At 61.7% G+C, this 17541-nt stretch carries 19 protein-coding genes; 10 read left to right on the plus strand and 9 right to left on the minus strand.

Features of this window, described 5'->3' with window-relative positions; genetic code table 11:
* Nucleotides 1-31: 31 nt before the first annotated feature.
* From SO140_RS27745 to SO140_RS27760, 4 genes are read right to left on the minus strand one after another with little or no spacing between them, the layout of a single operon-like run.
* Entirely contained in the window at nucleotides 32-1759 is a 1728-nt protein-coding gene (locus tag SO140_RS27745; RefSeq protein ID WP_474801913.1) for a dipeptide ABC transporter ATP-binding protein, read from the minus strand.
* On the minus strand, nucleotides 1756-2631 hold the full coding sequence (locus SO140_RS27750; protein WP_474801910.1) for an ABC transporter permease: 876 nt from the start codon (nucleotides 2629-2631) through the stop codon (nucleotides 1756-1758). The genes SO140_RS27745 and SO140_RS27750 overlap by 4 nt, the downstream gene beginning before the upstream one ends.
* Complete coding sequence (locus tag SO140_RS27755) at nucleotides 2631-3602, minus strand: ABC transporter permease (protein ID WP_474801907.1); 972 nt, start codon at nucleotides 3600-3602, stop codon at nucleotides 2631-2633. The genes SO140_RS27750 and SO140_RS27755 overlap by 1 nt, the downstream gene beginning before the upstream one ends.
* Nucleotides 3603-3657: 55 nt before the next feature.
* On the minus strand, nucleotides 3658-4344 hold the full coding sequence (locus tag SO140_RS27760; RefSeq protein ID WP_449380960.1) for a creatininase family protein: 687 nt from the start codon (nucleotides 4342-4344) through the stop codon (nucleotides 3658-3660).
* Between the two features lie 228 nt (nucleotides 4345-4572).
* Between SO140_RS27760 and SO140_RS27765 the strand changes: the two genes are divergently transcribed.
* From SO140_RS27765 to SO140_RS27775, 3 genes are all read left to right on the plus strand, one after another.
* Nucleotides 4573-5124, plus strand: coding sequence for a MarR family winged helix-turn-helix transcriptional regulator (locus SO140_RS27765; RefSeq protein ID WP_449380959.1), 552 nt, complete (start codon nucleotides 4573-4575; stop codon nucleotides 5122-5124).
* Complete coding sequence (locus tag SO140_RS27770; protein ID WP_498543460.1) at nucleotides 5121-6713, plus strand: ABC transporter substrate-binding protein; 1593 nt, start codon at nucleotides 5121-5123, stop codon at nucleotides 6711-6713. The genes SO140_RS27765 and SO140_RS27770 overlap by 4 nt, the downstream gene beginning before the upstream one ends.
* A 288-nt stretch (nucleotides 6714-7001) precedes the next feature.
* Nucleotides 7002-7178, plus strand: a complete 177-nt coding sequence (locus SO140_RS27775; protein WP_449380957.1) for a hypothetical protein — start codon at nucleotides 7002-7004, stop codon at nucleotides 7176-7178.
* A 30-nt stretch (nucleotides 7179-7208) separates the two neighbouring features.
* Here the strand turns inward: SO140_RS27775 and SO140_RS27780 are convergent, their stop codons facing one another.
* Nucleotides 7209-7415: a cold-shock protein gene (locus tag SO140_RS27780; protein WP_449380956.1), complete on the minus strand. Its 207-nt coding sequence runs from the start codon at nucleotides 7413-7415 to the stop codon at nucleotides 7209-7211.
* Between the two features lie 381 nt (nucleotides 7416-7796).
* Between SO140_RS27780 and SO140_RS27785 the strand changes: the two genes are divergently transcribed.
* Nucleotides 7797-7940, plus strand: coding sequence for an LPXTG cell wall anchor domain-containing protein (locus SO140_RS27785; protein WP_449380955.1), 144 nt, complete (start codon nucleotides 7797-7799; stop codon nucleotides 7938-7940).
* Between the two features lie 366 nt (nucleotides 7941-8306).
* Here SO140_RS27785 and greA read toward each other — a convergent pair whose 3' ends face one another.
* The 4 genes from greA to SO140_RS27805 all read right to left on the minus strand — a co-directional run bounded on the left by greA (nucleotide 8307) and on the right by SO140_RS27805 (nucleotide 11682).
* Nucleotides 8307-8789 carry a transcription elongation factor GreA gene (greA, locus tag SO140_RS27790; protein WP_449380954.1) on the minus strand — a complete coding sequence of 161 codons (483 nt, stop codon included), beginning with the start codon at nucleotides 8787-8789 and terminating at the stop codon, nucleotides 8307-8309.
* 67 nt (nucleotides 8790-8856) lie between these two features.
* Nucleotides 8857-9246, minus strand: coding sequence for a hypothetical protein (locus tag SO140_RS27795; RefSeq protein ID WP_474801896.1), 390 nt, complete (start codon nucleotides 9244-9246; stop codon nucleotides 8857-8859).
* 154 nt (nucleotides 9247-9400) lie between these two features.
* Complete coding sequence (locus SO140_RS27800; protein WP_474801893.1) at nucleotides 9401-9919, minus strand: hypothetical protein; 519 nt, start codon at nucleotides 9917-9919, stop codon at nucleotides 9401-9403.
* A 215-nt stretch (nucleotides 9920-10134) separates the two neighbouring features.
* Nucleotides 10135-11682 carry an acetolactate synthase large subunit gene (locus SO140_RS27805; protein WP_449380951.1) on the minus strand — a complete coding sequence of 516 codons (1548 nt, stop codon included), beginning with the start codon at nucleotides 11680-11682 and terminating at the stop codon, nucleotides 10135-10137.
* Between the two features lie 262 nt (nucleotides 11683-11944).
* Between SO140_RS27805 and SO140_RS27810 the strand changes: the two genes are divergently transcribed.
* The 6 genes from SO140_RS27810 (at nucleotide 11945) to SO140_RS27835 (ending at nucleotide 17391) form a co-directional block, all read left to right on the plus strand.
* Nucleotides 11945-12520 carry a L,D-transpeptidase gene (locus SO140_RS27810; RefSeq protein WP_449380950.1) on the plus strand — a complete coding sequence of 192 codons (576 nt, stop codon included), beginning with the start codon at nucleotides 11945-11947 and terminating at the stop codon, nucleotides 12518-12520.
* 227 nt (nucleotides 12521-12747) lie between these two features.
* The gene (locus tag SO140_RS27815) at nucleotides 12748-13566 is read left to right on the plus strand and encodes a DUF2927 domain-containing protein (RefSeq protein WP_449380991.1); all 819 of its coding nucleotides are present in this window, start codon (nucleotides 12748-12750) and stop codon (nucleotides 13564-13566) included.
* 89 nt (nucleotides 13567-13655) lie between these two features.
* Nucleotides 13656-14027: a cupin domain-containing protein gene (locus SO140_RS27820; RefSeq protein ID WP_474801889.1), complete on the plus strand. Its 372-nt coding sequence runs from the start codon at nucleotides 13656-13658 to the stop codon at nucleotides 14025-14027.
* 330 nt (nucleotides 14028-14357) lie between these two features.
* Nucleotides 14358-16538, plus strand: coding sequence for an alkaline phosphatase family protein (locus SO140_RS27825; protein ID WP_498543461.1), 2181 nt, complete (start codon nucleotides 14358-14360; stop codon nucleotides 16536-16538).
* A 188-nt stretch (nucleotides 16539-16726) separates the two neighbouring features.
* Nucleotides 16727-17080, plus strand: coding sequence for a hypothetical protein (locus SO140_RS27830; RefSeq protein WP_498543462.1), 354 nt, complete (start codon nucleotides 16727-16729; stop codon nucleotides 17078-17080).
* 50 nt (nucleotides 17081-17130) lie between these two features.
* Nucleotides 17131-17391 carry a DUF3551 domain-containing protein gene (locus SO140_RS27835; protein WP_498543463.1) on the plus strand — a complete coding sequence of 87 codons (261 nt, stop codon included), beginning with the start codon at nucleotides 17131-17133 and terminating at the stop codon, nucleotides 17389-17391.
* Nucleotides 17392-17541: the final 150 nt, after the last annotated feature.

Below are 17541 nucleotides of genomic sequence, written 5' to 3' on the forward strand. Positions count from 1 at the left end.
TGACGTCTTTGTCAGAGCAAGTTGATTTTGGTCATTCGATCATCCGAGGAAGCATCGGTACCGCGGCAAGCAGCCGCTTCGTGTAATCATTCTGTGGCCTGGCATAAATGGCTTCCGCCGCGCCTTCCTCTACGATCCGCCCACGGTGCATGATCGCCACGCGATCGCAAAGATGCCGGACAACCGACAGATCGTGGCTGATGAAGATGAGGGACAGATCGAGCTCGGATCGCAGGCGGATGAGCAGATTGATGATCTGCGCCTGGATGGAGACATCGAGCGAGGCGACCGGTTCGTCGCAAACGACGATGTCTGGCTGCATCGCAAGCGCTCGCGCAATGGCGATGCGCTGCCGTTGACCGCCGGAAAACTGGTGAGGAAAGCGGTTGGCATAAGCCGGATCGAGGCCCACAGCCGCGAGCCATTGCCTGACGTAGTCTGCGGCCTCGCCGCGGCTGATCAGGCGGTGCGCCAGCGGTCCTTCGGACAGGGTTTCTCCGATACGCATGCGGCCATTCAGCGAGGCGAAAGGATCCTGAAAGATGGTCTGTACGCGCGTGGTGATCTTGCGTGGCATCGTGCCGGAGCTCATCACCGGCTGACCGGCGAGCCGCACGCTACCTGATGTCGGTGCCATGATGCCGGCTGCCATCCGCCCGAGCGTGGATTTTCCCGATCCCGATTCGCCCACAAGGCCGAGAACTTCCCCCCTGTTCAAGACGATGTCGACACCATCGACGGCATTAGGCGTCGATGGTGGATTCGAGCCGGCGAGCCGAAACTGCAGTCTTGCGAACAGGTTTGCCGGCTTTGCGAATGTCTTGATCGCATCGCTTATGACGAGATAGGGACTGCCGAGCGCGAGGACTTCGCCGGAGGCCACCTTTCGCGCCGGCGGCGCTGCATCGGGAACGCCGGCGCGGCGCGTCAGCAGCTGACCGGGGCTGGCCCTCGAGGGCAAAGCATTCAGCAGGGTCTTGGTATAGTCGTGCTGTGGCTTGGTCAGGACAGCAAGTGCGGGTCCGCTTTCGACGATATGGCCTGACCGCATCACCGCGACGCGATCAGCGATGGAGGCGACAGTTGCGAGATCATGGCTGATCCATATCAGCGCCGTGCCCAGATCGGAGACCTGCGCCTTCATCTCGCTCAGGATTTCAGCCTGAATCGAAACATCGAGTGCCGTCGTGGGTTCGTCGCAGATGACGAGCTTCGGCCGATGCAGAAGCGCGATCGCGATCGCGACCCGCTGCCGCATGCCGCCGGAAAACTGGTGGGGAAAGAAATCGACCTTTTGCTCGGGTTGCCTGATGCGCATCCGGGCCAAGGCGACGATCGCCCTTTCGCGGGCTTCCTTTGGGCCGATCCGTTCATGGGCTTCCAGCCCGAGCCTGATCTGCGTGCCGATGCTCAACACCGGATTGAGCGCCACCATGGGATCCTGGAAGACCATGGAAATGGTCTTGCCCCGGATTCTCCGCAGCTCTTCCTGCGGCAGGCCGATCAATTCGCGACCTTCGAGCTTGATCGACCCTTCCACGATGCGGCCAGGTTCATCGATCAGCCCAATGATCGAAAAGCCGGTCGCCGACTTGCCGGAACCGGATTCCCCGACAATGCCAAGCACTTCGCCCGGCGAGACCGAGAAGGACACGCCGTCCACCGCCCTCACCTCGCCCCGGTTACCCCGAAACCAGGTCTTCAGATTGCTGACGTCAAGCAGCGGGCGCCTCGTCTCGTCGAATGGCGGGGCGATCATCGGCGGAGCCTCGGATTGAGCTGGTCGCGGATCTGATCGCCGACCAGATTGAGCGACACGATGAACAGGATCAGCGCCAGACCGGGGTAGATCGAGATCCAGTAGCGTCCGGAAAGCAGATATTGGAAGCCGTTGGCGATCAACATGCCAAGCGACGGCTCCGACGGCGGAAGACCGACACCGAGGAAGGAGAGCGTTGCTTCGAGAGAGATGGCGCTGGCAATCTGCACTGTCGCCACGACGATCAGCGGCGGCAGCGAATTCGGCAATATATGTTTGAAAACGACGCGCCAAGGCGATAGCGGGATCGAAAGCGCAGCCTCGACATAGTCCTTCTGCCGTTCCGCGACGGCCGTGCCATGGGCGGTACGGGCGAAATAAGCATATTGCGCAAAGATCAGAGCCAGGATCAGTTGGTAGCGTCCCTGGCCGAGCAGTGCGGCGATCACGAAAGCGAGCAGGATTGCCGGAAACGAAAGCTGCAAATCGACAAGCCGCATCGCGACGCTCTCCACTCGCCCGCCGACATAGGCCGCCGTGCAGCCAACCAGGGCACCGAGCGCAAAGGCAACAGCGCCGGCGATCACGCCCATTTGCAGCGAAATGCGAAGGCCGTAGATGATTGCCGACAGAAGATCGCGACCTTGCGAATCCGTACCGAGCCAATGCGTATAACCGGCGCTTCCGACATAGCCTGGCGCCCGCCGCGCATCGCGCAGCACCAGATGGGCGAGATCATAGGGATCCTGCGGTGTCACCAACGGGGCGACGACAGCCAGGACGAGGATCAAGACGACGACGATTGCTGCGCCGGCGGCGAGCTTGTTTTTCCTGAAGTCGTCGAGAAAGCGGGAAAAAGGAGTGTCGCTCATCATGCCCGTCCTTTCCGAAGACGCGGATCGAGCAAGGCATAAGTGAGATCAACCACAAGATTGATGAAGATGAACAGCAGGGCGATCAACATGAGATAGGCAACCATGACAGGCCGGTCGAGCGAGGTGATGCTGTCGATGATGAGCTTACCGAGCCCAGGCCAAGAGAAGATCGTTTCGGTCACTACGGCGAAAGCGAGAGTGGAGCCGAGCTCGAGACCGAAGACCGTGACAAGTGGAATGGAGATCAGCCTCAGAACGTGGCGGCGCAGGATGATGAATTCCGAAATGCCGGCGGCACGCGCGAATTTCACCGTATCGCTCAGCATCAGTTCGCGCGTGCCCGCGCGGGCAAGACGGATCATCAGCGAGAACTTGACAAGTGCCAGATTGAGAGCAGGCAGGACAAGATGCGAAAGGCCGTCGGTGGTCAGGAAACTGAACTCTGCGCCAAACAGGCTGACGGTCTCGCCGCGGCCGCCGGCCGGCATGCAGCCACACTGGACCGCGAAGAGCATGATCAACATCAGGCCGAACCAGAATGTCGGAACGGAGAAGCCGAGGATCGACAAGGCCATGATCGCGCGCGAGACAAAACTATGCGGCCGATAGCCCGCATACATGCCGATCGGCACTCCGGCGAGGCTGGCAAACAGCACGGCGGCCAAGGTCAGTTCCAGGGTCGCAGGCAGACGCGAGAGGATGAGCTCGCTGACCGGCATGTTGTAAACGAAGGACCGGCCGAAATCGCTATGGGCCAGGCGGCCGAGAAAACGCAGATATTGCTGCCACAGCGGCTGATCGAGACCGTATTGGGCGATGACGGCGGCGCGGATGTCCTGCGTCGCATCAGGCGAGATCAACACATCCACCGGATTGCCCACGGCATAGACGCCGCAGAAAACCAGCGCCGACATGGCAACGACCACGATACAGGCCTGCCAGGCTCTTTGGAGGATGAAGCCAAACATATCTGTCCATTCTTCGGCTTTCGCCTACATCCGGCGATCCGGACGCTTCGTTCGCTCAGTGCCAATCGCTTTCCAACAAATCTCTCGTCTCGGCGACCGCAACCGACCAGATTGCATGCATGTCCTCATCCGCTCGCTGATAGAGGCCATGGAAATTGCCGTCGCCCAGCAATTCGCGCTTTTTCGCCGCGCCGACACGCGCAAGAGCGGCAAAATCGATCTGCGCCTTGGCCGATTGCGGCTGAGCGGGATCGTTGGTGCGCGTCCAGGGAAAGTTTTCCATCCAGGAGGCATGCGATGCCGCGGGATCGAGCTCCATCACCTTGGCCCAGGTGCGCGGCGCGCGCCACCAGTCATGGAATTTGACCGAAGCGTCGGGATGGAGGTTCAGCCATTCAGAAATGACCGTAGCGGCCGGCGCATTGCCGCCATGGCCGTTGACCACAAGGATGCGGCGAAAGCCCGACCGATAAAGACTGTCCAGGAGATCACGGATGACGCCGAGATAGGTCGAAAGCGAGAGGCTGAGCGTACCGGGAAAGGCTTCGAAGGAGGATGCCAGACCATAAGCCAGCACCGGAAAGACCGGAATGCCGAGACCGGCTGCTGCATCGACCGCGACTTTTTCGGCAAGAACCATGTCCGTGGCGAGACTGAGATAGGCATGTTGCTCGACGCTGCCGATCGGAAGGATGCAGCGATCGTCTTTTTTGACCTGCTGCTCGAGCTGCAGCCAATTCATGTCCTGAACCCTCAAACAGTCCTCCTGTTCTAAAGCTGCCTCAATCAGCGCAACGATTTTGCGCGATACCGTCGAGGCATAGCATTCTCATGCTCGGATCGACCGCTTCAACTTCTGAAAACGTTCCAAAAGGGACAAAAAAAAGAAGTTGACGGCTAAATAATCCATAGTCAAGTTCCATACGGGACTAATTGAATTATGCCGTGAAAGACCCTAGGCGAGACTTCGGTGTCGGATTTTGCTTTGGAAGAGCTATTGCGAGAAGGGGGAAAGCGCGCCGCGGGCGATCAGCCGGTGGAAGATCTGGTGGCGATCAAGCTATGGCAAAATCCGTGCTGGCTGTCGTTTCGCATCAACTTCCTGGCTCTCCAGTTCAATGAGCCGATCTACCGGCTCCTGGAGAGGGAGCATGGCGTGAGCCGGCCGGAAGTGGTGGTCATCTACGCGCTCGGCCTCTCTGACGGTCTGACGGCAAGCGCGATTTGCAGCTCCTCCGGCTTTCCCAAGAATACGATCAGCCGCGCGATCCAGCGCCTGATCGATAAGAACATCGTTCGCCGTGAAGTCGATCCGGCGGACTTAAGAAGCTTCGTCCTTTACATCACCGACGAAGGCAAAAGCATCGTCGATCAAGCGATGCAGCCTATGATCGAAAGGGAAAGAGTCATGATGTCGGGACTCACCCCGGCGGAACGGCTCATGCTTTCCGAGCTGCTGGCGAAGGTTGTCGTGGATTCCCCCAATTGGCCCCCAATCCTTACCGAGGAGCATGAAGAGTGAGGTTGTTTCAAAGTGCACGCATCGTTGCGCTTGCACCGATATTGCTGAGCACAGTTTCCGGTCTTGCCACGGCAGCCGACCTGACGATCGGTGTGCGCGCCGGGCCGCTGTCCATCGACCCCGACTTCACCTCGGCCGGCACCCATGCCGAGGCGATGAAACACATCTATGACACGCTGATAAAATCGGGCAACAAACTCGAACTGCAGCCGGGACTTGCGACGAACTGGACGCCGATCGACGATGCGACCTGGGAGTTCAAGCTGCGTGAGGGCGTCAAGTTTCACGATGGCTCCGATTTCACCGCAGACGACGTCAAGTTCTCGATCGAACGCATTCCGCATGTCGCGGGTCCCAATCCGACAACGATCTATGTCCGCCGTGTAAAGAGCGTCGAAGTCGTCGATGCCCATACGGTCCGCGTCAAGACTGAAGGCCCGGCACCGACCTTGCCCAATGATTTCGTTCGCCTGTTCATCGTCTCGCATGTCGCTGCCAAGGATTATTCCGACACGCCGGAAAAGGCGGCGGAGGGTTTTAATTCCGGCAAGGCGGCCATCGGCACCGGGCCTTACAAATTCGTATCTTGGACCCCCAAGGAGCAATTAGTGCTGCAGCGCTTCGACGGCTACTGGGGCGTAAAGGAACCTTGGGACAAGGTCGTTCGCAAGGAGATCCCCAACGATGCCGCTCGCGTCGCGCAGCTCAAGGCCGGCCAGGTCGATTTGATCGCCCGCATTCCGGCCTCCGACGTGCCGACACTGGAAACCGATTCGAAGCTGAGAATCGTACGGGAAAACAGCGTCTATTCCTTCAATGTCTCGTTCGACTTCCGCGACAAGCCGCCGCAGATCAAGGCAAAGGACGGCTCCGCCCTTGCGAAGAATCCCTTCCAGGATCCGCGCGTCCGCGAAGCCTTCGATCTGGCGATCGATCGCGAGACGATCGCCGACGTTGCGATGGAAGGCATGGGCACGCCGCAGTCTCAATTGGTGACGCCGAACATCTTCGGCTATAACACCAATCTCAAGACCACGGTCGCCGACCCGAAGCGGGCAAAGAAGCTTCTCGCCGAAGCCGGCTATCCCGATGGTTTCAAGGTCGTTCTCACCTTTACCAACGACCGCCTGCCGGGCGACAAGGAGGCAGGCACCGCCATCGCCCAGATGCTGACCGCCATCGGCATCGACGTGCAGGTGAATGCACAGCCGGGCGCGGTGTTCTTCCCGGCGAATACCCGCGGCGACTATTCGCTGACGATGTCGGGTTGGGGAACGCTGACAGGCGAATCCAACTATACTCTGTCCTCGCTCGTGCATTCGAATGCGCCGGACAAGAAGCTCGGCGCGTACAACGTCCGCAACTATGCCAATCCTCAGCTCGACGCACTGATTGAAAGCGCGAGCGTCGAAATGAACGGCGAAAAGCGCAGGAAAGATCTGGAAGATGCAAATGCGTTGGTCACGAGCGATCGGCCGAACCTTGCCATAGCTTCGGTCGTTTCGGCTTGGGGCATGAAGAAGGGGTTGAACATCACGCCGCGCTCGGACGAAGATACGCTCGCCACGGATATTCGGCCTGCCGAATGAGCACTCAGAACAAAGGCTGGGTTCAGGCCCAGCTTTCCCGACACATGGCGACCATGCTGATCCGTGGCCGACATCGGCCTCTGGTTTAAGGCACCTTCATGCTTCCCCTCTCCAAAGCGGCGTAGTCGGCAGCCCCACTCCGAAGACCAACAGGTGTCGATCGATTGGGGGGCTCAAATGCAGGACGCCGAATAAATTATGATTATATGAGATAACAATGTTTGCTCTGACCTAATCAAGCGATTACGGTCCTCATCCCTTTTTTAGTAATGAGTTCGGGGCCTGCCCATGACTGGTTTCCAAGCCAAGCTGGAACGCTTTGAAAGCCTTGCTGACGAATGCGACTTGATTGCCAAGCGAGCGGATGGAGGCAAGCGCGAGCTATACATCCGGATGGGCGAGCACTATCGCGGCCTGGCAAATGATATGCGCGCCCTCATTGCGTCGTTCGACGTCGCCGCCTGATCGCCGCGCCCCGGGCACGACGGCGCGCCGTCACCCAATCCGCAGACTTTCCGCAGACATTTTGCCCGAGCGCCCAGCCTTCAGCTCGTAGCTGATGCGCGCGCCCTCGGCCAAGCCCGTATAGCCGGCTTTCTCGACGGCGCTGATGTGGACGAACACATCTGAGCTACCGTCATCAGGTTGAATGAAGCCATAGCCCTTGGTCGCGTTGAACCACTTCACTTTACCCATTGCCAATGTCGTATTCTCCGAATCACCAAAGTATCTCTCAAAGGCTAGCCTAACCGCGGACGCCTGACTGTTCGCTTCCCGACGCAGGAGCGGCACCGACGCTCGGCCGAGAGCGGCCTACCCACCACTCTGGCCGTAGGAACGTTCCGGCCCGCCGCGAGTCACCTACAGGCGCAATCGATCCTGTCTTGCCTTGCGGGTCGACCAATGGACAGAGCGGCCACTTACGCCATCTCGGCCCTCCTCTTGGGAGGCGGTATCTGGATCTTTGTCGCGGGCCTGTCCTCCACCTCACCCACCCTGTGGACTGTCGTCGCGCTAGACCATATCTTGATTGGTCTCATAAGCGCCGTCGGCCCCAGCTAAGGATTTTAGTGAGGCTCAAGGATGCTCGACAAAGCGCTGCAGCTTCAGCTCCCTCATTGGCTGATGATCGCCGGCATGTTCCTGGTGATCATCGGGACGCTCGGTATGCTCTTTGCGCGTCGACGGGAGCCGTCTGCCGAGCGGTCAGTCGATACCGATAACTAGCCTTCCCGGCATCCGGTTGCGCTCACCCTCATGACTGCTGGGGAAAATCTGCACTAGGTCAGCCTTTCTGCATTTTCCGAATCGGCAACCCGTGCTCGCTCTCTCCTCGTAGTTTCAAATTATGGGGTGCGCACGCGTGAGCCATTTCGTCTCGATGCTTCTGCTTGCCATCGCCCTCACCCTGACCTTGTGTTACGGGGTGGCAGCTTGGCGCCTTTCGGCCAGCAGGGATGCCGACATAACTGCAACGATCCCACATCAGGAATACGGCTGGAGGTTGAGGCCGAGCAACTGAACGCCCTTGCCTCGCCGGTTTCGCAAAAATACGGGCCGAGCCGTGCCTGTGGAGCGCTTCCACGCGCGCCGTTAGGCGATCGACAGAATCTCGACCTCCTGATTGCCTGCACCTACGACGTCTCCGACCGCCTTCCCGATCAGCGATTTCGCGACCGGAGCTACGAAGGAGATCGACCCAGCCTTCGGATCGGCTTCATCTTCACCTACGATGCGATAGGTCTGCACGCGACCGTCGGCCCGGCTGAACGTCACCGTGCTGCCAAAGGCGACCTTCTCGGTCGACGCCGGATTGGGGATCAGCTGGGCCGTGCGCAGCCTTTCGGCGAGATAGCGAACGTCACGCAACGGGACGGCCGACTGCCGGCGCTTCTCGTTGACATCCTCGATGCGCTGCGCGGCCTCGTAGGCCTCGCGCGCTTGCCGAAGCTGCAGTTCCAAGGCCTGCAATCCTGATTGGGTTACCAGGTTGGGATGCGGCGAAATCGGGCGATCCGGCAACAACGTCTCGGACGCGGTTTCGGCACTCTCTTCTTTGGTAAAGGCGACGCTCACTCCAGGACCTCGTCGATTGTTGAGAGGCAGCGCAACGTGGTCACATCGCGCCGCCCGCGACCACGCGCTACTTCTTATCGAACGGAATGTATTGCTGATACTGCTTCGGCACCGAGCTGCGATAGCGCGAGGGAACCGTGCCGCTGTCGATCGAATGGTCGATCTCCTGCTGCCGTGTCATCTGCTTCTTCTTGGCCGGCTTCTTCTCGGTGGTCTTCTTCGAATCCGTTGACGGGGTCGTGGCGGTCGCGGGCGTCGTTGTCGCCGGCGCGGTGGTCTGGGTGGTCGCGGCCGGCTCTGTCGTGGTTGCAGCAGGCGCAGGGGTCGTGGCTTGAGGCGGCGGCGTGGTTGCCGCAGGCGGCGTGGTGGTGCCGTCGGTGCCCTGGGCCAGCGCGATCGGCGTCTGCAACATGAGCGCGAATGCGGCACTCGCGGCGAGCAAATATGACCTTTGCATCAGAACCTCCAAAGTTCCTGATCAGAACGACGAAAGCTAATCCCGCGCGATGGACCTGTGCAAGTCATCGAGCACGGGCCATAAGGCGGGCGCCGCATGTGGTCGAGGTTGACCGAGCCCGCGGCCCAATCGATTCAACTAAGACCAATCGACTTTAGTGCGGCACACCGAGCCCGATCTCTTTCAACCGTTCCGTGAACCAGACGGTCTGCGTCCGGTCGAGCACGCCGCCGGCATAGATTTCCGCGGTCGTTACGTTCGCCCTGGCAAGCACGAGGAGAACGCCGATCTGGTAGGCGAACCAGATATGGGGATCGGTGAGCGCCTTCAGCTTCTGCTGGTCGTGCTCGATCGCGGTGTGATTGCTCGCATTGCGAATTTCGATGGCGAGCAGGTTGTTCGGGATCTCGCGTTGATGCACGACGACATCGGGATAGATCGATTTTCCCAAATGGTCGTCGGTCGAGATGATCGTGCCGCGCGGCAGGTGCAGCGTGCGCTCGCCGAGGCGGTCGTAGTTGCAATCGACCGCCCATCCGGAGAACTGCTTCTCCAGATAAACGGCGAAGCGGTGGGTGACCGCGCGCTCGCCGACATCCTTCTCGAATAGGAAGTCTTCGTGGGCGTAGAGATCGCGGATCGCCGCGATCACCTTGTTCAGCTCGGTCTTCATCGTGCCGCCCGCCCCTAAGCTCTCATCTCGCCGCGTTACAAGCCCTTCATGGTGAGGAGCGCCGAACGCCTGTTCCCGACGATGCTTCGCATTGCCGAGCGAACCATGAAGGTCCGGATCTCATCCGCGGCCATCCTTCGAGACGCCCGCTTATCGCGGGCTCCCCAGGATGAGGGGAGAGTACCGATGGTACAGCAGAAGCAATCGGAGCTACCTCACATCACGACTTCGATCAGTCGCGGCCCCGGCTCGGCGACGGCTTCCGCAAGCGCCTTGTTGAGTTCGTCGGCGTTGGTCACGGCACGGCCCGGCACGCCCATGCCCTTCGCCAGCGCCACGAAATCGAGGGTCGGGCGATCGAGCCTGAGCATGTCGGTCGCGCGCTGGCCTGGCTCGCCGGCGCCGACGCCGTCGAACTCGCCGCGCAGGATCTGGTAGATGCGGTTGGCGAACACGATGGTGACGATGTTGAGCCCTTCACGGGCCTGCGTCCACAGCGACTGAATCGTGTACATCGCGCTGCCGTCGCCGACCATGCACATGACCTTGCGATCAGGACACGCAATCGCAGCACCGATCGAAAGCGGCGTCGAGAAGCCGATCGAGCCGCCCATGTTCTGGATCCAGTCATGCGGTGCCGCCGCCGCGGTCGGCGGGAAGAAGCCGCGCCCCGTGGTCAGGGATTCATCGATCAGGATCGCATTCTCGGGGATCGCATAGGCGATCGCCTGGGCGATGGTGGTGAAATTGAGCGCACCGCTCGGCTTGACCAGTTCCTGGAGTTTTTGCGGCTTGACGTCGTGCGAGGAGGCATGCAGCGCGCCGGCCAGGGCTTCCAGCGCCGCGACCGAGTTCTCGCCCCACTCGGTCATGCGATGGACCTCGCAGCCCTCGGGCTTGAGCAGGCTCGGCTTGTTCGGGTAGGCAAAGAAGGCGACGGGATCGTTGGCCTCGACCAGGATGATGTGACGGAAATCCTTCAGCAGGGGCAGCGCCTGGTCGATCACATAGGGAATGCGGTCGATCGAGAAGCGGCCGCGGCCGCGCGCCATGCGCGGGCGGAAGGTCGGGCCCATCACCTGACACCCGGTCTTTCCGGCAATGCGCTGCGCCAGCGCCAGCCCCTGCTCGCTCAGCGCGCTGCCGACCATCAGCAGAAGCGTGCGGCTGCCGTCATTGCGGAGGATTTTCGCAGCAAGCTCGACGGCCTGCGGCGAATAGGACGGGCGCTGCTTCTCCGCCGGCACCTCGGCGATCCCATCGGCCTCGTTCCAGGCGGTGTCGGCGGGCAGGATCAGCGTCGCGATCTGCCCCGGTGCGCTCTTGGCGGCGGCGATTGCCGCAGCGCCATCGGCAGCGACCGACTTGGCATCCGGCGAGGTCCGCACCCAGGACGACATCGGCCGCGCCAGGCCCTCGATGTCGGAGGTGAGCGGCGCGTTGTAGCCGATATGGTAGCCGGCGTGCTGGCCGACGATGTTGACGATGCCGGAATGGGCCTTCTTGGCGTTGTGCAAGTTCGCAAGACCGTTGGCGAGGCCGGGGCCGAGATGCAGCAGCGTCGAGGCGGGCGTGCCCTTCATGCGGTAGTAGCCGTCGGCCGCACCCGTCACCACGCCCTCGAACAGGCCGAGCACGCAGCGCATGCCGGGAACACGATCGAGCGCCGCGACAAAGTGCATCTCGGACGTTCCGGGATTGGTAAAGCAGATGTCGACCCCGCCCTTGACCAGCGTCCGTACCAGACTTTCCGCACCGTTCATCGTTTCAGCTCCCGCGGCTTTCTTGCTTTGGATCCGTATCGATCAACCATTGTTCGCCGTTTTCGTCAAAGCAATAGCAGACATTGCTGCCCTGCCGGGCGCGACGACGGGGCTTCTTGGCTAATACGGCTTTGCGATCCTGCGAAGTTTCCGCATTTGGCAATCGTTAAGGATTGCACGTGCTCACGCTGCCGTGGCTTGCGAAACGCCGGCAAATATGGCCTGTGGTCGTCCATTGAATCGATTTTTACTGGGGGAACGAATGAACCGGTTTTTTGCCGCACCGATCGCCGCCATTGCGGTCCTGACCATCGGCGCCAGCGGCGCCTCTGCAGCGGGGATGTTCGACTTCACCGGCACCGCCTCCACCGGCTATCTCGGCGGCGGGGCGAGCCCGATCCCGCGCAGCACCGTCATGTATCCCACCAACTACGCCCCCGGCACGATCGTGATAAACACCGGCGAGCGGCGGCTCTACCTCGTGTTGTCGAACGGCCAGGCACTGCGCTACGGCATCGGCGTCGGCCGCGACGGCTTCCGCTGGGGCGGCGTGCATCGCATCTCCGCCAAGAAGGAGTGGCCGGACTGGACGCCGCCGGCACAGATGATCGCCCGCCGGCCGGACCTGCCGCGCCACATGCGTGGCGGTATCGAGAACCCGCTCGGCGCGCGCGCGATGTATCTGGGCTCGACGCTCTACCGCATCCACGGCTCCAACGAGCCGGAGACGATCGGACAGGCAGTCTCCTCCGGCTGCTTCCGCATGACCAATGACGACGTGACCGACCTCTATGGCCGCGTCTCGGTCGGTACCACCGTGGTGGTGCTAAACAACTAGGGTCACTTCAAGGGTGGGCAAAGGTGCGAAGCGCCGTGCCCACCACTTTCTGCAACCGCCATTACGGTTGCCAAAGCGGTGGGCACGCTTGCGCCTTCGCTCGACGAGCTACGGCGGACAAGTCGCTTTGCCCGCCCTCTGTGTGCCCGTCCTACGCAGTTGGAACCGGGAGCCGCGACCGCTGCGCTCTTGTGTGCGAGGTGCGAATGCGGCAGCGTTGCATGACGATGAACGCTTGTCGCCCCCCTTCAGCCTTCTGTCGCACCGCCCTTCTCGCGCTGGCGGTTTTGACCTGTGCCGGCGAGGTCTGCACCAATGCTACCGCCGGCGACCTGCCGGCGATCGCCTCGCGCCAGCGCAGCGAGAGGAAGAGCTTCACCGACGGCGAGATCGTCGACGGCTTCCTCAAGACCGCGTTCGGCGCCGAATATCACCTCGCTGGCCGCGTCGACCGCATCCGCAAATTCGACGCGCCAGTGCGCGTCTTCGCCGAGACTGACGGTCGCGCCGACCGCAAGGCGCAACTCGCCAAGGTCGTCGCCGATGTTGCGCGGCGCGTGCAGCATCTGGACATCGCCATGACCGACGATGCCGAAGCCGCCAATGTCCGCGTCAAATTGGTGCGCGACCGCGACCTCTATCGCACCATCTCGACGTTCTATGGTGCGGAGAAGGCGCGCGAGATCCGCTCCTCGCTCGATCCGCAATGCCTCTCCGGCTTCCGCAAGAACGAGAAGTTCGAGATCGAGCATTCCGACGTCATCCTGACGGTCGACAATGGCGACTTCGTCTTCCTCGACTGCGCCTATGAGGAGCTCTTGCAATCGCTCGGGCCGATCAACGACACCGCGAGCGTGCCCTGGACCATGTTCAACGACAATGTGTCGATGGGCTATTTCGACGTCTATGATCAGTACATCCTCAATCTGCTCTACGATCCACGCATCAAGGCAGGCATGACGGTGCTGGAGGTCCGCAGCGTTCTGCCCGAGGTGCTCGCCGACGTGCGGGCGTGGGTGAAGCAGGTCAATAATCTGGCGGAGTGAAGCGGCGTCGGCGCGCGATCCCCATCATCGGTCGGACCACGGTCTGATCGAGATGCAACGCCTCGATATTGACGAGAAAAGGATGTCGGATGAGTGAGAGCAGCGGCTGTCAGGCAAGCGCACAACAAGCCGGCTTTGCGGGTGTCACACGCAGGGTTCTCGAACGCCTTGCATTGCCGGGTGATCAGCGGGAGCTCCTCGTGGTCGAGGTGACCTATCCGCCCGGCGGCGTCGCGCCGCTTCACCGGCATCCGGTCGGCGGCGTGGTCTTCATCGTCGAAGGCGTTGCCGAATCGGCCTATGGCGACGATGAGCCGCGACAATATCGAGCCGGCGAGACCTTGCAGGATCGCTCCGACAGTCCCCACACCCTGTTTCGCAATTGTGACCCGGAGCGCCCGCTCCGGTTTCTGACCATCTACGCTCTCGAACCCGGGCGCTCCTACACAACGGATCCCTGAGACCGTTGAAACCGCAGCTCACCAAGGCGCAGCGTCAGCCGCGCCATGCGGCCTTGATCGCAACGACATCGATCTTATTTCATACCCGTTGTCGCTTCAAAAAGCGCTCTTGGTTTCGGCACCGCCGGCCGCCAGTGCCTCGGTCAGCATGCGCGGCGTGTTTAGCCAGGAGATGCCCGAGCTGAGCAGAACACAAGCCGCGCTCCTCGCGCGCTGTCCCTATTTTACCCGTGTCGCCCAAGCGTCACATGCGCGTCAGCCAATCCCGATACTCGGTGCCTCCTCCCGAAAAAACCCGCGCAGGTTGCGCAATGAGGATGGGGCGTTCACATGAAACTGAAGACCTTTCTCTTCTCGGTATCCGCGATGTCGCTCGCCGCATCGCTGGGCGTTGTGGCGCCGGCACGCGCCGGACAGGACAATGATCGCGATCACGATGGGAACCGTCATGGGCGCAAGTCGCCGCAGGTGGTGTTGATCTCGCTCGACGGCGCCAAGCCCGACTTCATCCAGAAATTCATCGAGGAGGGCGTGCTGCCGCGCGACGGCGGGCTGGCGCGGCTCAGCCGCCACGGCGCGGTGGCGATGCAGAACGTGACGGCCTCGCCGTCGCTCACCGCGGTGTCGCACATCGCGATCGCGACCGGCTCGACAGCCGTGCACAACGACATCCCGTCGAATACCTTCGAGGCGGTCGTCGCGCCGATCTCGTCGAGCCTGAGCGGCTTTGCGGCGCCGATCGGCGGCTATCAGGAGAGCCCGCTCGGGCCTTCGCCCCAGCCGACCGCATTGCCGCTGTGGGTGCAACTGCGCCAGCAGGGCAAGAAGGTCGCCACCGCGACGTGGCCGGGCGGCGACGGCGCCGACATCTCGATCAACAACACGGTGGTGCAGCCGGCGAGCCCCATCCGCGTCACCAACTACACCGTGCCGTTCGGGGCGTTCGGCGGCATCGGGGCCCAGGGCTTCTCGCTGTCCAAGGGCGATTTCGCGCCCGACCCGACCGTCGCCACCGCGCTTCAGGCGGCCGGCCAGTTCTCGTACAGCCCGGTGCTGGCGACGTCAGCGCCGATCGAGACTTTTTCGTGCGCTTCGGCGGCGACCGCGACCTGCACCAGCGCGGCGACGCTCGACGTCAAATATGCGATCCGGGCGGCCGCGATCGACACCAGCAATGACGGCAAGGTGAACTACGACACCCTGGTGTTCTTCGACGCAACGCGCGGCATCACGTCGGGACCGTTCCACGCACCGTCGACCGGACCGGCCTATGCCAAGCTCGGCGGCGAGAACGCGCCGTTCTTCTTCGAAGGCAGCGGAGCCAAGGTCGGCGCCGCCTACTTCGTCTCGCAGCTCGCGCCCGATCTCTCGATCGTGCGCTTCGCACGCTACGGCGCCAACTACATCCCGCGCAACACGCCGGTTCTGAACGACGTCGACGACATCAACAACAATATCGGCTTCTGGCGTCCGCAGGCCGACTTCCGCATTCCGGAGCGGCTGAGCCCTGGCTTTACCAACTTCCCCGACGTCGAGATCGAAGCGATGTTCGAGGACATGGTGAAGACCTTCGTTCGCTACCAGGCCGATATCGGCGAGCGTGCGATCCTGAACCATCCCGACGCCGATCTGGTGATGGTCTATATCGAGCAACCCGACGGCTCCGAGCATCAGTTCCTGCTCATCGACCCCCGCCAGGGCACCAACCCCAAGGACCCGAACTCGATCGGCGCCAACCAGGATCCGGCCAAGGTCGCGCGTTACGCCTCATATATTCGGTTCGCCTATCAGACGGCCGACAAGGCGGTGAAGAGAATCGCTGAGACGGCGGGCCGCGACAGCAACGTCATCGTGGTGTCGGACCACGGTTTCGCGCCGTTCCACACCTCGGTAAGCATGCTCAATATCCTGCGCAATGCCGGCATCGACACCAGCAAGGTGGGGATCCGCACCTCGGGCCCGGCGGCCAACATCTATGTCAACCTCCAGCAGCGCGAGTCGGGCGGCACCGTTGATCCCGCGACCTACAACGCGCTGGTCGCGCAGATCACCGATGCGGTGAAGAGCGCGGTCGATCCCAACCCGCGATTCAACTACTCGCTTGCGGACGGGCGGATCTTCACGGTGGTGGAGTCGCGGCCGCTGCAATGCGAGGCAGCGACCGGGCAGTGCACCAGCAAGACCATCGGCCAGGATTTCGGTGATGTGTTCGCGCTGATGGCCCCGGGCTACAACTTCGACGGCATCCAGAGCCCCGGCGTCGCGCGCCTCGGCGATGCGCCGTTCAATTCGGCCACGACCACGCTGTCGATGCCGAATTTCAACGGCGCCCATGGCCATGATCCCGAGCTGCCGGTGATGAGCGCAACCTTCATTGCCGCCGGCCCGCAGATCCGCAGCGAGCCAATCCGGCGCATGCACAATGTCGACGTGGCGCCGACCATCATGCAGATCCTGGGCGTGAAGCCGCATCACGTCGACGGCGAGGTGCTGCGCGAAATCCTGCGCTGACAAGCCGGCGCCATCCTTCAGAACAATTCCTGTGGGCGCCGACCGGCGCCCATGGGAGCGTTGTGGAGCTCGGCAATCGTAAGGCTCTCTCCCGCTGGTGCTCTCGCGCCGGCCTTTGATTCAAATCAAGAGCGGTTCGCGCGATCGGATTCTATGTCCTGAGACCCACGAGTCACGGGAGGCCGACCATGCGGTTTTCGGTCCTGGCACTGGTTGCACTGGGCTTGACGCCGGTTTCGGCTCTCGCGGCCGACTGCCGGGTCACCGGCTCGCCATCCAGCTTCGGCGTCGACATGACGGCCTACTTCGCCGTCAGGTCGGAAACGTGCAAATTCCCGATCAGGATACCGGGTATGATGAAGAGCTCGGGCATTTCGCAGAAGCCTGAGCGCGGAGCGCTGAGGCAGCTCAACGTCACGACCTTCACTTACACGGCGCCGCGTGGTTACAAGGGCAGCGACACGTTTGCCATCTACGGTTCGGGAGAGGGTCCGTACGGCTCAGGGAGATCGATCATTACCGTGAACGCAACGATCCAGTAGGCAGGCCATGCTATCCCAGGAGCCCACCGTAATTTGAAAGTCGTCACATCATGCGCATGCTTCATTTGCTGATCCTGGCGGGCGCGACGATGCAGGCGGCCGCACCAGCCGCGGCGCAACGTTACGATCCGCGCTACCCGGTGTGCCTGCAGTCATGGCATGTGCGCAGCCTCACCATCATCGACTGCAGCTATGTTTCGATAGAGCAGTGCCGCGCGACGGCCTCGGGACTTGCGGCCATGTGCCTGGAGAATCCGTATTGGCAGGGACCGCCGGTGCGTGGTTCGCGGCGGCAAGACCGTGGCCACTAATCTTACTGAGTCAGAAATCCACGGACCAAGCTGGGTGAGAATCGCATATTGAAGGAGATTCAACGCGAGATCGAGGATCTGAGATGGGTCGCCGAGGAAAGGGAACCAGCGAGACACGATTTGCGGCGTACGTCGACGGTCTTGTTGGCG

Source organism: Bradyrhizobium sp. UFLA05-108 (assembly GCF_059803455.1).